The sequence below is a fragment of the Pseudomonas protegens CHA0 genome (assembly GCF_000397205.1).
In the GTDB taxonomy this organism is placed as follows: domain Bacteria; phylum Pseudomonadota; class Gammaproteobacteria; order Pseudomonadales; family Pseudomonadaceae; genus Aquipseudomonas; species Aquipseudomonas protegens.
In genome coordinates this window covers 6,853,317-6,867,980 of record NC_021237.1, presented here as the reverse complement: position 1 = coordinate 6,867,980, position 14,664 = coordinate 6,853,317, and the positions used below count along the sequence as shown (strand labels likewise).

General features: G+C 58.3%; 16 protein-coding genes. All 16 read left to right on the top strand.

Annotation, left to right across the window (positions count from 1 at the left end; all coding sequences use genetic code 11):
* Positions 1-466: 466 nt before the first annotated feature.
* The 16 genes from rpmH (at position 467) to PFLCHA0_RS30810 (ending at position 14,649) form a co-directional block, all read left to right on the top strand.
* A complete protein-coding gene (gene rpmH / locus PFLCHA0_RS31545) occupies positions 467-601 on the top strand; it encodes a 50S ribosomal protein L34 (RefSeq protein ID WP_003213577.1) in 135 nt (44 codons plus the stop codon).
* A gap of 16 nt (positions 602-617) precedes the next feature.
* A complete protein-coding gene (gene rnpA / locus PFLCHA0_RS31540; protein WP_026020269.1) occupies positions 618-1,019 on the top strand; it encodes a ribonuclease P protein component in 402 nt (133 codons plus the stop codon).
* Entirely contained in the window at positions 1,012-1,257 is a 246-nt protein-coding gene (gene yidD, locus PFLCHA0_RS31535; protein ID WP_003213574.1) for a membrane protein insertion efficiency factor YidD, read from the top strand. Before rnpA ends, yidD begins: the two co-directional genes overlap by 8 nt.
* Before the next feature lie 2 nt (positions 1,258-1,259).
* Positions 1,260-2,960, top strand: coding sequence for a membrane protein insertase YidC (yidC, locus tag PFLCHA0_RS30870; RefSeq protein WP_011064394.1), 1,701 nt, complete (start codon positions 1,260-1,262; stop codon positions 2,958-2,960).
* Between the two features lie 79 nt (positions 2,961-3,039).
* Positions 3,040-4,410: a tRNA uridine-5-carboxymethylaminomethyl(34) synthesis GTPase MnmE gene (gene mnmE / locus PFLCHA0_RS30865; RefSeq protein WP_015637578.1), complete on the top strand. Its 1,371-nt coding sequence runs from the start codon at positions 3,040-3,042 to the stop codon at positions 4,408-4,410.
* Positions 4,411-4,721: 311 nt separating this feature from the next.
* Complete coding sequence (locus PFLCHA0_RS30860) at positions 4,722-6,134, top strand: amino acid permease (RefSeq protein WP_015637577.1); 1,413 nt, start codon at positions 4,722-4,724, stop codon at positions 6,132-6,134.
* Positions 6,135-6,137: 3 nt separating this feature from the next.
* Positions 6,138-6,959, top strand: a complete 822-nt coding sequence (locus tag PFLCHA0_RS30855; protein ID WP_015637576.1) for a phytanoyl-CoA dioxygenase family protein — start codon at positions 6,138-6,140, stop codon at positions 6,957-6,959.
* Positions 6,960-7,505: 546 nt separating this feature from the next.
* Positions 7,506-9,398, top strand: coding sequence for a tRNA uridine-5-carboxymethylaminomethyl(34) synthesis enzyme MnmG (gene mnmG / locus PFLCHA0_RS30850; RefSeq protein WP_015637575.1), 1,893 nt, complete (start codon positions 7,506-7,508; stop codon positions 9,396-9,398).
* A gap of 5 nt (positions 9,399-9,403) precedes the next feature.
* Complete coding sequence (rsmG, locus tag PFLCHA0_RS30845) at positions 9,404-10,039, top strand: 16S rRNA (guanine(527)-N(7))-methyltransferase RsmG (RefSeq protein WP_015637574.1); 636 nt, start codon at positions 9,404-9,406, stop codon at positions 10,037-10,039.
* A gap of 18 nt (positions 10,040-10,057) precedes the next feature.
* Entirely contained in the window at positions 10,058-10,855 is a 798-nt protein-coding gene (locus PFLCHA0_RS30840) for a ParA family protein (RefSeq protein WP_011064388.1), read from the top strand.
* 9 nt (positions 10,856-10,864) lie between these two features.
* Positions 10,865-11,737 (top strand): ParB/RepB/Spo0J family partition protein, encoded by an 873-nt coding sequence (locus tag PFLCHA0_RS30835; protein ID WP_011064387.1) that lies wholly within the window; start codon positions 10,865-10,867, stop codon positions 11,735-11,737.
* Positions 11,738-11,885: 148 nt separating this feature from the next.
* Positions 11,886-12,293: a F0F1 ATP synthase subunit I gene (locus PFLCHA0_RS30830; RefSeq protein WP_015637573.1), complete on the top strand. Its 408-nt coding sequence runs from the start codon at positions 11,886-11,888 to the stop codon at positions 12,291-12,293.
* A 16-nt stretch (positions 12,294-12,309) separates the two neighbouring features.
* Positions 12,310-13,182: a F0F1 ATP synthase subunit A gene (atpB, locus tag PFLCHA0_RS30825; protein ID WP_011064386.1), complete on the top strand. Its 873-nt coding sequence runs from the start codon at positions 12,310-12,312 to the stop codon at positions 13,180-13,182.
* A 132-nt stretch (positions 13,183-13,314) separates the two neighbouring features.
* Positions 13,315-13,572, top strand: a complete 258-nt coding sequence (atpE, locus tag PFLCHA0_RS31530; protein ID WP_002555987.1) for a F0F1 ATP synthase subunit C — start codon at positions 13,315-13,317, stop codon at positions 13,570-13,572.
* Between the two features lie 57 nt (positions 13,573-13,629).
* Entirely contained in the window at positions 13,630-14,100 is a 471-nt protein-coding gene (locus PFLCHA0_RS30815) for a F0F1 ATP synthase subunit B (protein ID WP_011064385.1), read from the top strand.
* Positions 14,101-14,112: 12 nt separating this feature from the next.
* Positions 14,113-14,649 (top strand): F0F1 ATP synthase subunit delta, encoded by a 537-nt coding sequence (locus tag PFLCHA0_RS30810; protein WP_011064384.1) that lies wholly within the window; start codon positions 14,113-14,115, stop codon positions 14,647-14,649.
* Positions 14,650-14,664: the final 15 nt, after the last annotated feature.

The window sequence follows — 14,664 nt, the reverse complement described above, 5'->3', positions numbered from 1 at the left end:
GAATCAACGCCTTACCCCGAATAAACACGACCAGCGGTATGTGCATAAGCTCTGTGGATAACCCCACTTGAGGCCATTGCACAACTCGGGGCGAAACTCTGTGGGTAACTCGCCTGTGGATAACCGACGGTTCCACACACAGGTTTTCCGATGGCGCAGCACAGGCAGGACACCGTTTCTCAACCGTGTTGTCATTCTCTGTACAGTACGGACTAGAAGGGCTTGAGTCAGTTATCCACAGATGAGGCCGTTCCTAGTCTTTATAAGCTTTACAGAAAAGCTTTAAATACTTTCCTTCTTTATTTTTATATCTAGCCGACCCTGGCTCACAACCCCGTACCCGGACATACATAGATAAAGGAAAAGCTGGTTGGAAATTGACCTAGAGGCTTGCTTTCTCTAGAATCGCCGATCTCTTAAAACGGGGGCCATTCCGGCCCGTTGTGGACGAACCAGGTAACACGACATGAAACGTACTTTCCAACCAAGCACTATCAAACGCGCTCGTACCCACGGTTTCCGTGCTCGCATGGCTACCAAGAACGGTCGTGCCGTCCTGTCGCGTCGTCGCGCCAAAGGTCGTGCGCGTCTGGCAGTTTGATAATCCGGCACTGGAGGTGAGTCAGGACTTCAGTCGGGAAAAGCGTCTGCTTACTCCCCGGCACTTCAAGGCGGTCTTTGACTCCCCTACCGGCAAGGTTCCGGGGAAAAATCTCCTGCTCCTTGCGCGCAACAACGATCTTGATCATCCCCGTCTGGGGCTCGTGATCGGGAAAAAGAGCGTAAAACTCTCCGTTGAGCGCAATCGCCTCAAGCGTCTGATGCGCGAATCGTTTCGTCTCCACCAGGACTCACTGGTCGGATGGGATATCGTTATCGTCGCGCGCAAAGGTTTGGGCGATGTAGAAAACCCCGAATTGATTCAGCATTTCGGCAAACTCTGGAAACGCCTGGCACGCAACAAGCCGGTACCAGCAGCCAACTCCGAAACTGTAGGGGTAGACAGTCCCGATGCGTAAACTGGCACTCGTTCCGATCCAGTTTTACCGCTATGCCATTAGTCCTCTGATGGCCAATCACTGTCGTTTCTACCCCAGTTGTTCCTGCTACGCGTTGGAAGCCATCGAAAATCATGGCCTTCTGCGCGGTGGCTGGCTGACCTTTCGTCGTTTAGGTCGCTGTCATCCGTGGAATCCCGGTGGTTATGACCCGGTTCCACCTATCCCTACCTCCCGTTCTTCTTCGATGGCCGAGTAATCATGGATATCAAACGCACGATCCTGATCGTCGCCCTGGCAATCGTGTCCTATGTCATGGTTCTTAAATGGAACCAGGATTATGGCCAAGCTGCCCTGCCGACTCAGAATGTTGCTTCCAGCACGACCGCCCCGGGCTTGCCGGATGCGCCAACAGGCACTTCCGCTGCCAACGACGACATTCCGCGCGCGGCAAGCGACACCACCGCACCCGCTGAAGCGCCTGTAGCGGCAAGCAAAGATCTCATTCAGATCAAAACGGATGTGCTCGACCTGGCTGTCGATCCACAAGGTGGGGATATCGCGCAACTGCGTTTGCCACTGTATCCACGTCGTCAGGACCACCCGGAAATCCCGTTCCAGCTGTTCGATAACGGCAACGAGCGGACTTATCTGGCACAAAGTGGCCTGATTGGCAGCAACGGCCCGGACGCAAGCCCGGCCGGTCGCCCGATCTACTCGGCCGAGAAGAAAAGTTATCAACTGGCTGACGGTCAGGACCAATTGGTGGTCGACCTGAAGTTCAGCAAGGACGGCGTCAACTACATCAAGCGCTTCACCCTGAAGCGTGGCCTGTATGACATCACCGTTTCCTACCTGATCGACAACGAAAGCGCGCAGCCCTGGACCGGTGCGATGTTCGCCCAGCTCAAGCGCGACGCCAGTTCCGATCCATCCTCCAGCACCGCCACCGGCACCGCGACTTACTTGGGCGCCGCCCTGTGGACAAGTTCCGAGCCGTACAAAAAAGTGTCCATGAAAGACATGGACAAGGTGAACGAGGACAAATCCAAGGCACCCATCACTGAAAATGTTCAGGGTGGTTGGGTTGCCTGGCTGCAGCACTACTTCGTGACCGCCTGGATTCCGCCAAAAGGCGAGAACAACCAGGTTCTGGCGCGTAAAGACAGCAAAGGCAACTACATCATCGGCTACACCGGCCCTTCGATGACCGTTGCTCCGGGTGCCAAGGCTGAAACCAGCGCCATTCTGTACGCCGGCCCGAAAAGCCAGGCCGTGCTGAAAGAGTTGTCCCCAGGCCTGGAACTGACCGTGGACTACGGTTTCCTGTGGTTCATTGCCCAGCCGATCTTCTGGCTGCTGCAACATATCCACAGCCTGGTGGGTAACTGGGGCTGGTCGATCATCTTCCTGACCATGCTGATCAAGGGGATCTTCTTCCCACTGTCGGCTGCCAGCTACAAGTCCATGGCACGCATGCGTGCAGTGGCTCCGAAACTGGCCGCGCTGAAGGAAAAATTCGGCGACGATCGTCAGAAAATGTCCCAGGCGATGATGGAGCTGTACAAGAAAGAGAAGATCAATCCGCTGGGCGGCTGCTTGCCGATCCTGGTGCAGATGCCGGTCTTCCTGTCCCTGTACTGGGTACTCCTGGAAAGCGTGGAAATGCGCCAGGCACCGTTCATGCTGTGGATTACCGACCTGTCGATCAAGGATCCGTTCTTCATCCTGCCGATCATCATGGGCGCCACCATGTTCATCCAGCAGCAGCTGAACCCGACGCCTCCGGATCCGATGCAGGCCAAGGTGATGAAAATGATGCCGATCATCTTCACCTTCTTCTTCCTGTGGTTCCCGGCGGGTCTGGTGCTGTACTGGGTAGTGAACAACTGCCTGTCGATCGCTCAACAGTGGTACATCACTCGTAAGATCGAAGCGGCTACCAAGAAAGCAGCTGCCTGACCTACGCTGTGGATAACCACACAAGACGCCCCCTAGTGGGGCGTTTTGCTATCTGTCACTTTTGTCTGGATGTCGGGTTATGAATGTCCCTCGTGAAACCATCGCTGCCATTGCTACCGCCCAGGGCCGCGGCGGCGTGGGTATCGTACGGATTTCCGGGCCCCTGGCGGGCGCGGCAGCCAAAGCCATCAGCGGCCGTGAGCTGAAGCCGCGGTTTGCCCATTACGGGCCGTTTCTCAGTAAGCAAGAAGAAGTCCTGGATGAGGGCATTGCCCTGTATTTCCCCGGGCCGAACTCCTTCACCGGCGAAGACGTGCTGGAACTGCAGGGCCACGGCGGCCCGATTGTTCTCGACATGCTGCTGCAGCGCTGCCTGGAACTGGGCTGCCGCCTGGCTCGGCCGGGGGAATTCAGCGAGCGTGCGTTCCTCAACGACAAACTGGACCTGGCCCAGGCCGAAGCCATTGCCGACCTGATCGAGGCCAGTTCGGCACAGGCTGCGCGCAATGCCCTGCGTTCGCTGCAAGGGGCGTTCTCCCAACGTGTGCATAACTTGACCGAGCAACTGATCGCCCTGCGGATCTATGTCGAAGCGGCGATCGATTTTCCCGAGGAAGAAATCGACTTCCTTGCCGATGGCCATGTGTTGAGCATGCTCGATGCAGTGCGTGACGAGTTATCCACAGTACTGCGGGAAGCCGGGCAGGGCGCCTTGCTGCGCGATGGCATGACCGTGGTGATCGCCGGGCGCCCAAATGCCGGCAAATCCAGCCTGCTCAACGCCCTGGCTGGGCGCGAGGCTGCCATCGTCACCGATATCGCCGGCACCACCCGGGACATCCTGCGCGAACATATCCACATCGACGGCATGCCGTTGCACGTGGTGGACACCGCAGGGCTGCGGGACACCGAGGACCAGGTGGAAAAGATCGGTGTCGAACGGGCCCTCAAGGCCATCAGCGAGGCCGACCGGGTGTTGCTGGTGGTGGACGCCACCGCGGCGGAAGCAGCGGACCCCTTCGCCCTGTGGCCGGAGTTTCTCGAACAGCGGCCAGACCCGGCCAAGGTCACGCTGATTCGCAACAAGGCCGATCTGACCGGTGAACCCATTGCCCTGGAAACCTGTGACGATGGCCATGTCACCATCAGCCTCAGTGCCATGACAGCGGGCAGCGGGCTGGAACTGCTGCGGGACCACCTGAAAGCCTGCATGGGCTATGAACAGACGTCCGAAAGCAGCTTCAGTGCGCGCCGCCGGCACTTGGAGGCATTGCGCTACGCCAGTGCCGCCCTGGAACATGGCCGGGCACAGTTGACCCTGGCAGGTGCCGGCGAACTGCTGGCCGAGGACTTGCGCCAGGCCCAGCAATCGCTGGGGGAAATCACCGGGGCCTTCAGTTCCGATGACCTGCTGGGGCGGATCTTCTCCAGCTTCTGCATCGGCAAGTAATCATCCTTCCGAGCAAGCGCCTGTGGACAACTCCCTCCGGGATACCGTCTGCGGGCGTTACCTTTATCCCCCATCCAAGCCCGCTGCGACATTGAGTAACAGCGCCTGCCTGAAAATCACCGCTTTATCCCCCGGTTAATCAACCAATAGCCGTCATATCGCAGAAGTTCGCATAAACGCCGACTTGGTTCCCTATTTGCATCCTTTTCTTGTACAGGTTTATACATCTCGGGAAATTCCCCGGCATGCGTCGCCTGGGCCGACGGTTGGAAGCCGGCTGGTCTTCATGAACCTGCATTCAAGGAGCTGAAATGGCTGACGCGGGCACTGTTCTACAGCGTGGCCTGAGCACCCGGCACATCCGCTTTATCGCCCTGGGCTCTGCGATCGGCACAGGCTTGTTCTACGGTTCGGCGGCCGCCATTCAACGGGCGGGGCCTTCGGTTCTGCTGGCCTATCTGATTGGCGGCGCAGCCATCTACCTGACCATGCGCGCCCTGGGAGAGATGGCAGTCAGGACTCCTGTTTCAGGCTCTTTCGGACATTACGCCAGCAGTTATCTGGGACGTTTTGCGGGGTTTCTCACCGGCTGGAGCTACGCCTTTTCCATGCTCATGGTGTGCCTGGCTGACGTCACCGCATTCGGCGTCTACATGGGCCTGTGGTTTCCCGATACTCCCCGCTGGATCTGGGTGCTGAGCATTGTCCTGGGCATTGGCGCCTTGAACCTGTGCAGCGTAAAGGTGTTCGGCGAGCTGGAGTTCTGGCTGTCGCTGCTCAAGGTTGGCGCCATTGTAGCCATGATCGTCGGCGGCTTTACCCTGCTGTTCTTCGGCATCCAGCTTGGGGAGGAACAAAGCCGGGGAGGACTGGCCAATCTCTGGGAATACGGCGGCTTTTTCCCTAATGGCGTGGAGGGCATGATCGCCTCCTTCACCATCGTCATGTTCGCCTTTGGTGGAATCGAAGTCATCGGCATCACCGCCGGCGAGGCCAAGGACCCGCAGCGCATGATCCCCAAGGCCATCAACTCGGTACCGCTGCGGATCCTGATCTTCTACGTACTGACCTTGCTGATTCTGTTGACCCTGGCGCCCTGGTCGAGCATCGGTAGCCATGGCAGCCCGTTCGTGCAGATCTTCAGCAGCCTGGGGATCAGTTCGGCGGCCACGGTGCTGAATATCGTAGTGATTTCCGCCGTGGTCTCGGCCATCAACAGCGATATCTTCAGTGCCGGGCGAATGATGTATGGCATGGCGGCGATCGGGCAGGCGCCGGCGGTGTTCGCCAGGACCTCCCGGTTCGGTGTGCCCTGGATGACGGTGTTGGTCATGTCGGTGGCATTGCTGCTGGGGGTGCTGCTCAACTACTGGATCCCGCAGGAACTGTTCCTGATCTTTGCCTCGCTGGTGACCTTTTCCGTGGTCTGGGTCTGGCTGATGATCCTGCTGTCACAAATGGCCATGCGTCGTGGCATGAGTGCCAGGGAAATCCACGAACTGAAGTTTCCGGTACCCCTGGGCGCAGCGGGTCAGGCCTGTGCCGTGGTTTTCATGTTGTTCATCTTCGGTGTGCTGGGCGCATTTGCCGATACGCGCCTGGCACTGTATGTGGGGCTGGGCTGGTTGGCGCTGCTGTCGCTGGCCTATTGGATATGGATCAAACCGGATACCACCGGCTCGGCCGCCGCCGAGCCCGGTATCGGAACTCAGGAAAAGGGATAACCCATGGGATCGTTCGAGTTGCCGCCTACAACCATTGAAGCCTTTCAGCGCGATGGCGCTGTGTGCATTCGCCAACTGTTCAGCAGCGATGAAGTCGGCCTGCTGGAGCGGGGGATCGAGCACAACCTGGCGTTTCCCAGCGAACGGGCCAAGGTCGCCAGCCGTCCGGACGACCCTGGCTGGTTCTTCGAGGACTTCTGCAACTGGCAAGAGAACCCGGCCTATCGGCAGTTCATCTTCCAGAGCCGGGTTGGCCATGTGGCTGCGCAACTGATGGGCAGCGATCAGGCTCGCCTGTATCACGACCACCTGCTGGTCAAGGAACCCAATACCCGGCAACGCACGCCCTGGCACCAGGACCAGCCGTACTACAACGTCGAAGGCCGGCAGAACTGCAGCATGTGGATGCCGGTGGACCCGGTGGCCCGGGAATCGACCCTGGAGTTCATTGCCGGCTCGCACCTGGGGCCCTGGCTGATGCCGCGAACCTTTCTCGACAACCAGGCCAGGTGGTTCCCCGAGGGCAGCCTGGCTGATCTTCCGGACATCGAGGCCGATCGTTCAGCATGGAACATTCTGGGCTGGGAACTGCAGCCCGGCGACGCAGTGTTTTTCCACATGCTGACCCTGCATGGGGCCGGCGGTGTAGGCGGAAATAGACGACGGCGGGCATTTTCCCTGCGTTTTCTCGGAGAAGACATGCGCCATGCCCCGAGACCATGGCGAACCTCACCGGAATTCCCCGGCCTGGTCGAACAGTTGGCCGCCGGCGCCGCTCTGGAACATGAGCTGTTTCCACGTTTGTGGCCTCGCGACCTGGCCTGAACGGGCATTTATCCACCGGCAGGTCGCGCTCGCGGCCTGTCTTTTCGCGTTATCCAGCTTCCATTTTCGTTCTTTGCCCTGGGCGAAGGGGGGTAGCTGTGGGCGTCTATCAGTGGAAAGCAGGTTTTTCTGTGGATTAAGCCCTGTGAATAACTGCCCTTCAGCTCAGTTGATAACCGGGCTCCAAAACTGAGGAAAACCACCCCTGTGGATAACAGCCCCATTCATCCACAGGCTTAAACCGGTTATCCAAGGGCCTCATTGCCACCTAACCACAGACTTTAAAATCTCTGTACACATTGTAAATAAAGGGATACAGCGATCTATCCACAGATAGGGTGCTGTATAAGAATAAACATAAAAACAAGGTTTTAATAAATCTCTCTCTTTTAATTTCTATTGTCCGCCAGTCATCCACAGCTGGTTAAATTTTGTGCAAAGGGTTCTTTAGAAAGGTCGAAGTCCCTATACTTGCCGCCTTGGTCCAAAAACCAACCCGACAACTACTCCTAATTACTCCTACTTGAAGCAGGCACGAGGTGCGTGGTGGATTTCCCTTCCCGTTTTGAAGTGATCGTCATCGGCGGCGGTCATGCCGGTACCGAGGCAGCACTTGCATCAGCACGCATGGGGGCAAAAACCCTGTTGCTGACGCATAACGTGGAAACCCTCGGTGCCATGAGCTGCAATCCCGCGATCGGCGGCATTGGCAAGAGCCACCTGGTCAAGGAAATCGATGCCCTGGGCGGCGCGATGGCCATGGCTACTGATAAGGGCGGCATCCAGTTTCGCGTGTTGAATAGCCGCAAAGGCCCAGCCGTGCGCGCTACCCGCGCCCAGGCCGACCGCATTCTGTATAAGGCAGCTGTTCGCGAGATTCTGGAAAACCAGCCCAACCTGTGGATATTTCAACAGGCAGCTGACGACCTGATCGTTGAACAGGATCAGGTCCGTGGTGTTGTGACCCAGATGGGCCTACGTTTCTTCGCCGAATCCGTGGTGTTGACCACCGGTACCTTCCTCGGCGGACTTATCCACATCGGTATGCAGAACTACTCCGGCGGTCGTGCTGGTGATCCGCCCTCGATTGCCCTGGCGCAACGACTTCGGGAACTGCCTCTGCGTGTCGGCCGCCTGAAAACCGGCACACCGCCGCGTATTGATGGCCGTTCTGTGGATTTCTCGGTAATGACCGAGCAACCTGGCGATACCCCGATTCCCGTGATGTCGTTCCTGGGGTCGAAAGAGCAGCATCCACCGCAAGTCAGTTGCTGGATTACCCACACCAACGCCCGCACCCACGAAATCATTGCTTCGAACCTCGACCGTTCGCCGATGTACTCCGGGGTGATCGAAGGTATTGGCCCGCGTTACTGCCCGTCGATCGAAGACAAGATCCATCGCTTTGCCGACAAGGAAAGCCACCAGGTCTTCATCGAGCCCGAAGGCCTGACTACCCACGAGCTGTACCCGAACGGGATATCCACCTCCCTGCCATTCGACGTGCAATTGCAGATCGTGCAGTCGATTCGCGGCATGGAAAACGCCCATATCGTGCGCCCGGGCTATGCCATCGAGTACGACTACTTCGACCCGCGGGACTTGAAGTACAGCCTGGAAACCAAAGTCATCGGTGGCCTGTTCTTCGCAGGCCAGATCAATGGGACCACCGGCTATGAAGAAGCCGGTGCCCAAGGTTTGCTGGCCGGGGCCAACGCGGCACTGCGTGCTCAGGGCAAAGACAGCTGGTGCCCGCGTCGCGACGAGGCCTATATCGGGGTACTGGTGGATGACCTGATTACCCTGGGCACCCAGGAACCGTACCGGATGTTCACGTCCCGGGCGGAATACCGCTTGATCCTGCGTGAAGACAACGCCGACCTGCGTCTGACCGAAAAAGGTCGCGAACTGGGGCTGGTGGATGACGTGCGCTGGGCCGCTTTCTGCAAGAAACGCGAAGGCATTGCCCAGGAAGAACAACGTTTGAAGTCCACCTGGGTTCGTCCGGGTACCGAGCAGGGTGATGCGATCGCTCAGAAATTCGGCACCCCGCTGACTCACGAGTACAACCTGCTTAACCTGCTGAGCCGTCCGGAAATCGACTACGCTGGTCTGGTCGAAGTGACCGGGCATGGTGCGGAAGATCCGCAGGTCGCGGAACAGGTCGAGATCAAGACCAAGTACGCCGGCTACATCGATCGCCAGCAGGACGAAATTGCTCGCCTGCGCGCCAGTGAAGACACCAAATTGCCTGTGGATATCGATTACAGCGGTATTTCCGGCCTGTCGAAGGAAATCCAGAGCAAGCTCGGCGCGACCCGCCCGGAAACCCTGGGCCAGGCCTCGCGGATTCCCGGTGTGACCCCGGCAGCGATCTCCCTGTTGATGATTCACTTGAAAAAACGCGGCGCGGGCCGTCAGTTGGAGCAAAGCGCTTGAGTTCTATGGTCACCCCACAACACGCGGATGAGTTATCCACAGGCGCTCGCCAGCTCGGCGTCGAGCTGAGCCCGACCCAGCACCAATTGCTGCTGGGTTACCTGGCCCTGTTGATCAAGTGGAACAAGGCCTACAACCTCACTGCGGTGCGCGATCCCGATGAAATGGTCTCCCGCCATCTGCTCGATAGCCTGAGCGTGATGTCGTTCATCGAAAACGGCCGCTGGCTGGACGTCGGCAGCGGTGGCGGCATGCCCGGCATCCCGCTGGCGATCCTGTTTCCCGAGTCGCAAGTCACCTGTCTGGACAGCAACGGCAAGAAAACCCGCTTCCTGACCCAGGTCAAACTCGAACTCAAGCTCGAAAACCTGCAAGTTATCCACAGTCGGGTCGAAGCCTTCACCCCTGAGCAGCCTTTCAACGGGATCATTTCCCGGGCGTTCAGCAGCATGGAGAACTTCACCAGCTGGACCCGCCACCTGGGCGACCGCGATACACGCTGGCTGGCAATGAAGGGCGTCCATCCCTCGGATGAGCTGTTAGCATTGCCGGCAGACTTCCACCTCGATAGCGAACACGCCTTGGCCGTACCCGGTTGCCAAGGCCAACGCCATCTGCTGATACTGCGCCGCACGGCATGATTGGGAACACAAGCAAGAATGGCTAAGGTATTCGCGATAGCGAACCAGAAAGGTGGCGTGGGCAAGACCACCACCTGCATCAACCTCGCAGCATCCCTGGTAGCGACCAAGCGCCGGGTGCTGTTGATCGATCTTGATCCACAGGGCAACGCCACCATGGGTAGCGGTGTGGATAAACACGGTTTGGAAAACTCGGTCTATGACCTGCTGATCGGTGAGTGCGACCTGGCCCAGGCCATGCATTTCTCCGAGCACGGCGGTTACCAGTTGCTGCCGGCCAACCGCGACCTGACGGCCGCGGAGGTGGTGCTGCTGGAAATGCAGATGAAGGAAAGCCGTCTGCGCAGCGCCCTGGCGCCAATCCGTGAAAACTACGACTACATCCTGATCGACTGCCCGCCGTCGCTGTCGATGCTCACCCTCAACGCCCTGGTCGCCGCCGATGGGGTCATTATCCCCATGCAGTGCGAGTACTACGCGCTGGAAGGTTTGAGCGACCTTGTGGATAACATCAAGCGCATCGCCGAACTGCTCAACCCGGAGCTGAAGATCGAAGGCTTGCTGCGCACCATGTTCGACCCGCGCCTGAGCCTGATGAACGATGTTTCCGCGCAGCTCAAGGAACACTTCGGCGATCAGCTGTATGACACCGTGATTCCGCGCAACATCCGTTTGGCCGAAGCGCCGAGCTACGGTATGCCGGCGTTGGCGTACGACAAACAATCCCGTGGCGCGCTGGCCTACCTGGCCCTGGCGGGCGAGATGGTTCGCCGGCAACGTAAACAATCGCGCGTCGCAGCCGCCCAGCCAACTTAAGGAATCCCCATGGCCGTCAAGAAAAGAGGTCTCGGACGTGGACTGGATGCACTGTTGAGTGGTCCGACTGTCAGCGCACTGGAAGAACAAGCGGTGCAGGCCGACCAGCGTGAGCTGCAACACCTGCCCCTGGACCTGATCCAGCGCGGCAAGTACCAGCCGCGTCGGGACATGGACCCGCAAGCGCTGGAAGAACTGGCGAATTCGATCAAGAGCCAGGGCGTGATGCAGCCGATCGTGGTCCGGCCCATCGGTGGTGGTCGTTTCGAGATCATTGCCGGCGAGCGCCGCTGGCGCGCCAGCCAGCAGGCTGGTCAGGAAACCATCCCGGCGATGGTCCGCGATGTGCCGGATGAAACCGCTATCGCCATGGCTCTGATCGAGAACATCCAGCGTGAAGACCTCAACCCCATCGAGGAGGCGGTGGCCCTGCAGCGCCTGCAGCAGGAATTCCAGCTGACTCAGCAACAGGTCGCCGAAGCCGTGGGCAAGTCCCGCGTCAGCGTGGCCAACCTGCTGCGCCTGATCGCCTTGCCTGAGGTGATCAAGACCATGCTGTCCCACGGCGACCTGGAAATGGGTCATGCCCGTGCATTGCTCGGATTGCCGGAAAATCAACAGGTTGAAGGGGCGCGACACGTTGTCGCACGGGGCCTCACCGTGCGCCAGACCGAGGCCCTGGTTCGCCAGTGGCTGAGCGGCAAACAGGAACCTGCTGAACCGGTCAAGCCAGACCCGGATATCGCCCGTCTCGAGCAGCGCCTGGCCGAGCGCCTGGGCTCTGCGGTGCAGATCCGCCACGGCAAGAAGGGTAAAGGTCAGCTGGTGATCGGCTACAACTCCCTGGATGAGCTGCAAGGCGTCCTCGCTCACATCCGCTGAAACATTTCCTTATGTAGCGCGCAGTCGGAAATCACTACCCGGCAGTTGAATAGGGGCTGAACCGCCCCTATACTCTGCGCGCATTTTGTCGGCACAAATTATGCCAAGTTATTGAATTCTGGCAGCCGACCCTTGAGGAGCAAGAGCGATGGAAACCCGCACGCCAAACCGCTTGCCGTTTCATCGCTTGGCGGTTTTTCCGGTTTTACTGGCTCAGTTGATCATTTTACTGATAGCCGCTCTGGCGCTCTGGCAATGGCGTGGAGTCGTAGCCGGATACTCAGGCCTTTGCGGAGGACTGATAGCCTTGCTACCCAATGTGTATTTCGCTCACAGGGCATTTCGGTTTTCCGGCGCCCGAGCGGCCCAAGCCATCGTCCGGTCTTTTTATGCCGGTGAGGCGGGCAAACTGATTTTGACGGCGGTGCTGTTTGCACTGACGTTTGCAGGTGTGAAGCCATTGGCGCCGCTGGCTGTATTCGGCGTCTTCGTGCTGACCCAACTGGTCAGCTGGTTCGCTCCCCTGCTAATGAGAACAAGACTTTCGAGACCTTAGGGCGTTTGAGGCAACCATGTCAGCAGAAACAACCGCTTCGGGCTATATCCAGCACCACTTGCAGAACCTGACCTTCGGTCAGCTACCCAATGGGAGCTGGGGCTTTGCCCACTCCGCAGCAGAAGCCAAGGAAATGGGCTTCTGGGCATTCCACGTCGATACCCTCGGCTGGTCTGTCGCACTGGGTGTGATCTTCATTCTTCTGTTCCGCATGGCGGCCAAGAAGGCGACTTCCGGTGTGCCGGGCGCTTTGCAGAACTTCGTTGAAGTCATGGTTGGCTTCGTCGATGGCAGCGTGAAGGACAGTTTCCACGGCCGCAGCCCGGTGATCGCACCGTTGGCACTGACCATTTTCGTCTGGGTGTTCCTGATGAACGCCATCGACCTGGTACCGGTGGACTGGATTCCACAATTGGCCATGTTGATCTCCGGCGACCAGCACATTCCGTTCCGTGCCGTATCCACCACTGACCCGAACGCCACCCTGGGCATGGCCCTGTCGGTGTTTGCGTTGATCATTTTCTACAGCATCAAGGTCAAGGGCATCGGCGGCTTCATCGGCGAACTGACCCTGCACCCGTTCGGCAGCAAGAACATCCTGGTTCAGGCGCTGCTGATTCCGGTGAACTTCCTGCTTGAATTCGTGACCCTGGTTGCCAAGCCGATCTCGTTGGCACTGCGTCTGTTCGGCAACATGTATGCCGGCGAACTGGTGTTTATCCTGATCGCTGTGATGTTCGGCAGCGGCCTGCTGTGGCTCAGCGGCATGGGTGTGGTTCTGCAATGGGCGTGGGCTGTGTTCCACATCCTGATCATCACCCTGCAGGCCTTTATCTTCATGATGCTGACCATCGTCTACCTGTCGATGGCGCACGAAGAGAACCATTAAGACCAGTCTCGACTAGTCTGATGTCCCTCTCGTTGCGGCGAGAGGGGGCCCGTCTCGGGTCAATGAAACGATTTGTTTTACCGCTTTAATCTAAAAAACCTAAACCATACGACGTAAAAGTCGGGAGGAAAGATGGAAACTGTAGTTGGTCTAACCGCTATCGCTGTTGCACTGTTGATCGGCCTGGGCGCACTGGGTACCGCAATTGGTTTCGGCCTGCTGGGCGGCAAGTTCCTGGAAGGCGCAGCGCGTCAGCCAGAAATGGTTCCAATGCTGCAAGTTAAAATGTTCATCGTTGCCGGTCTGCTCGACGCCGTAACCATGATCGGTGTTGGTATCGCTCTGTTCTTCACCTTCGCAAACCCCTTCGTTGGTCAACTCGCTGGCTAATCACTCGATTCTTCGAGTTGATTGGTGTGACGGACAACGAACGAGCGAGGTGTTGGCGTGAACATTAATGCAACCCTGATTGGCCAGTCCGTTGCGTTCTTAATTTTTGTATTGTTCTGCATGAAGTTCATTTGGCCTCCGGTCATTGCAGCTCTGCACGAACGTCAAAAGAAGATCGCGGATGGACTGGACGCTGCCAGCCGAGCAGCTCGTGACCTGGAACTGGCCCAAGATAAAGCGGGTCAGCAACTGCGCGAAGCTAAAGCTCAGGCAGCTGAAATCATTGAGCAAGCCAAGAAGCGCGGTTCTCAGATCGTCGACGAAGCCCGTGAACAGGCTCGTGTCGAAGCTGAACGTGTGAAGGCTCAGGCTCAGGCCGAGATCGAACAGGAACTGAACGGCGTCAAAGACGCGCTGCGCGCCCAACTGGGCAGCCTGGCAGTCAACGGCGCAGAGAAGATCCTGGGTGCCACAATCGATCAAAACGCGCACGCAGAGCTGGTTAACAAACTGGCTGCTGAAATTTAAGCGAGGGCGATCATGGCAGAACTGACCACGTTGGCCCGACCTTACGCTAAGGCGGCCTTCGAGCACGCTCAGGCCCACCAGCAGCTGGCCTCTTGGTCAGCCATGCTCGGCCTGGCTGCAGCGGTGTCACAAGATGACACCATGCAGCGCGTGCTTAAGGCCCCGCGACTGACGAGCGCAGAAAAGGCCAGCACTTTTATCGAAGTGTGTGGCGACAAGTTTGATGCACAGGCACAGAATTTCATTCACGTTGCCGCCGAAAACGACCGTCTCCTGCTGTTGCCGGAGATCTCCGCTCTGTTCGACCTGTACAAGGCCGAGCAAGAGAAATCGGTGGATGTGGATGTGACCAGTGCGTTCGCATTGAACCAAGAACAGCAAGACAAACTCGCCAAGGTTCTCAGTGCACGGCTCGGCCGGGAAGTGCGACTGCACGCTGCGGAGGATGCCAGCCTTATTGGTGGCGTCGTAATCCGCGCCGGCGACCTGGTTATCGATGGCTCGATTCGCGGCAAACTCGCGAACCTTGCCGAAGCATTGAAATCTTGAGTTTGAAGGGGCAGC

Excerpts from the sequence above, each read along its gene's own strand:
- rpmH (WP_003213577.1), top strand. The coding sequence starts at position 467 with ATGAAACGTACTTTCCAACCAAGCACTATCAAACGCGCTCGTACCCAC.
- yidD (WP_003213574.1), top strand. The coding sequence starts at position 1,012 with ATGCGTAAACTGGCACTCGTTCCGATCCAGTTTTACCGCTATGCCATT.
- yidC (WP_011064394.1), top strand. The coding sequence starts at position 1,260 with ATGGATATCAAACGCACGATCCTGATCGTCGCCCTGGCAATCGTGTCC.
- mnmE (WP_015637578.1), top strand. The coding sequence starts at position 3,040 with ATGAATGTCCCTCGTGAAACCATCGCTGCCATTGCTACCGCCCAGGGC.
- PFLCHA0_RS30860 (WP_015637577.1), top strand. The coding sequence starts at position 4,722 with ATGGCTGACGCGGGCACTGTTCTACAGCGTGGCCTGAGCACCCGGCAC.
- PFLCHA0_RS30855 (WP_015637576.1), top strand. The coding sequence starts at position 6,138 with ATGGGATCGTTCGAGTTGCCGCCTACAACCATTGAAGCCTTTCAGCGC.
- rsmG (WP_015637574.1), top strand. The coding sequence starts at position 9,404 with ATGGTCACCCCACAACACGCGGATGAGTTATCCACAGGCGCTCGCCAG.
- PFLCHA0_RS30840 (WP_011064388.1), top strand. The coding sequence starts at position 10,058 with ATGGCTAAGGTATTCGCGATAGCGAACCAGAAAGGTGGCGTGGGCAAG.
- PFLCHA0_RS30835 (WP_011064387.1), top strand. The coding sequence starts at position 10,865 with ATGGCCGTCAAGAAAAGAGGTCTCGGACGTGGACTGGATGCACTGTTG.
- PFLCHA0_RS30830 (WP_015637573.1), top strand. The coding sequence starts at position 11,886 with ATGGAAACCCGCACGCCAAACCGCTTGCCGTTTCATCGCTTGGCGGTT.
- atpB (WP_011064386.1), top strand. The coding sequence starts at position 12,310 with ATGTCAGCAGAAACAACCGCTTCGGGCTATATCCAGCACCACTTGCAG.
- atpE (WP_002555987.1), top strand. The coding sequence starts at position 13,315 with ATGGAAACTGTAGTTGGTCTAACCGCTATCGCTGTTGCACTGTTGATC.
- PFLCHA0_RS30810 (WP_011064384.1), top strand. The coding sequence starts at position 14,113 with ATGGCAGAACTGACCACGTTGGCCCGACCTTACGCTAAGGCGGCCTTC.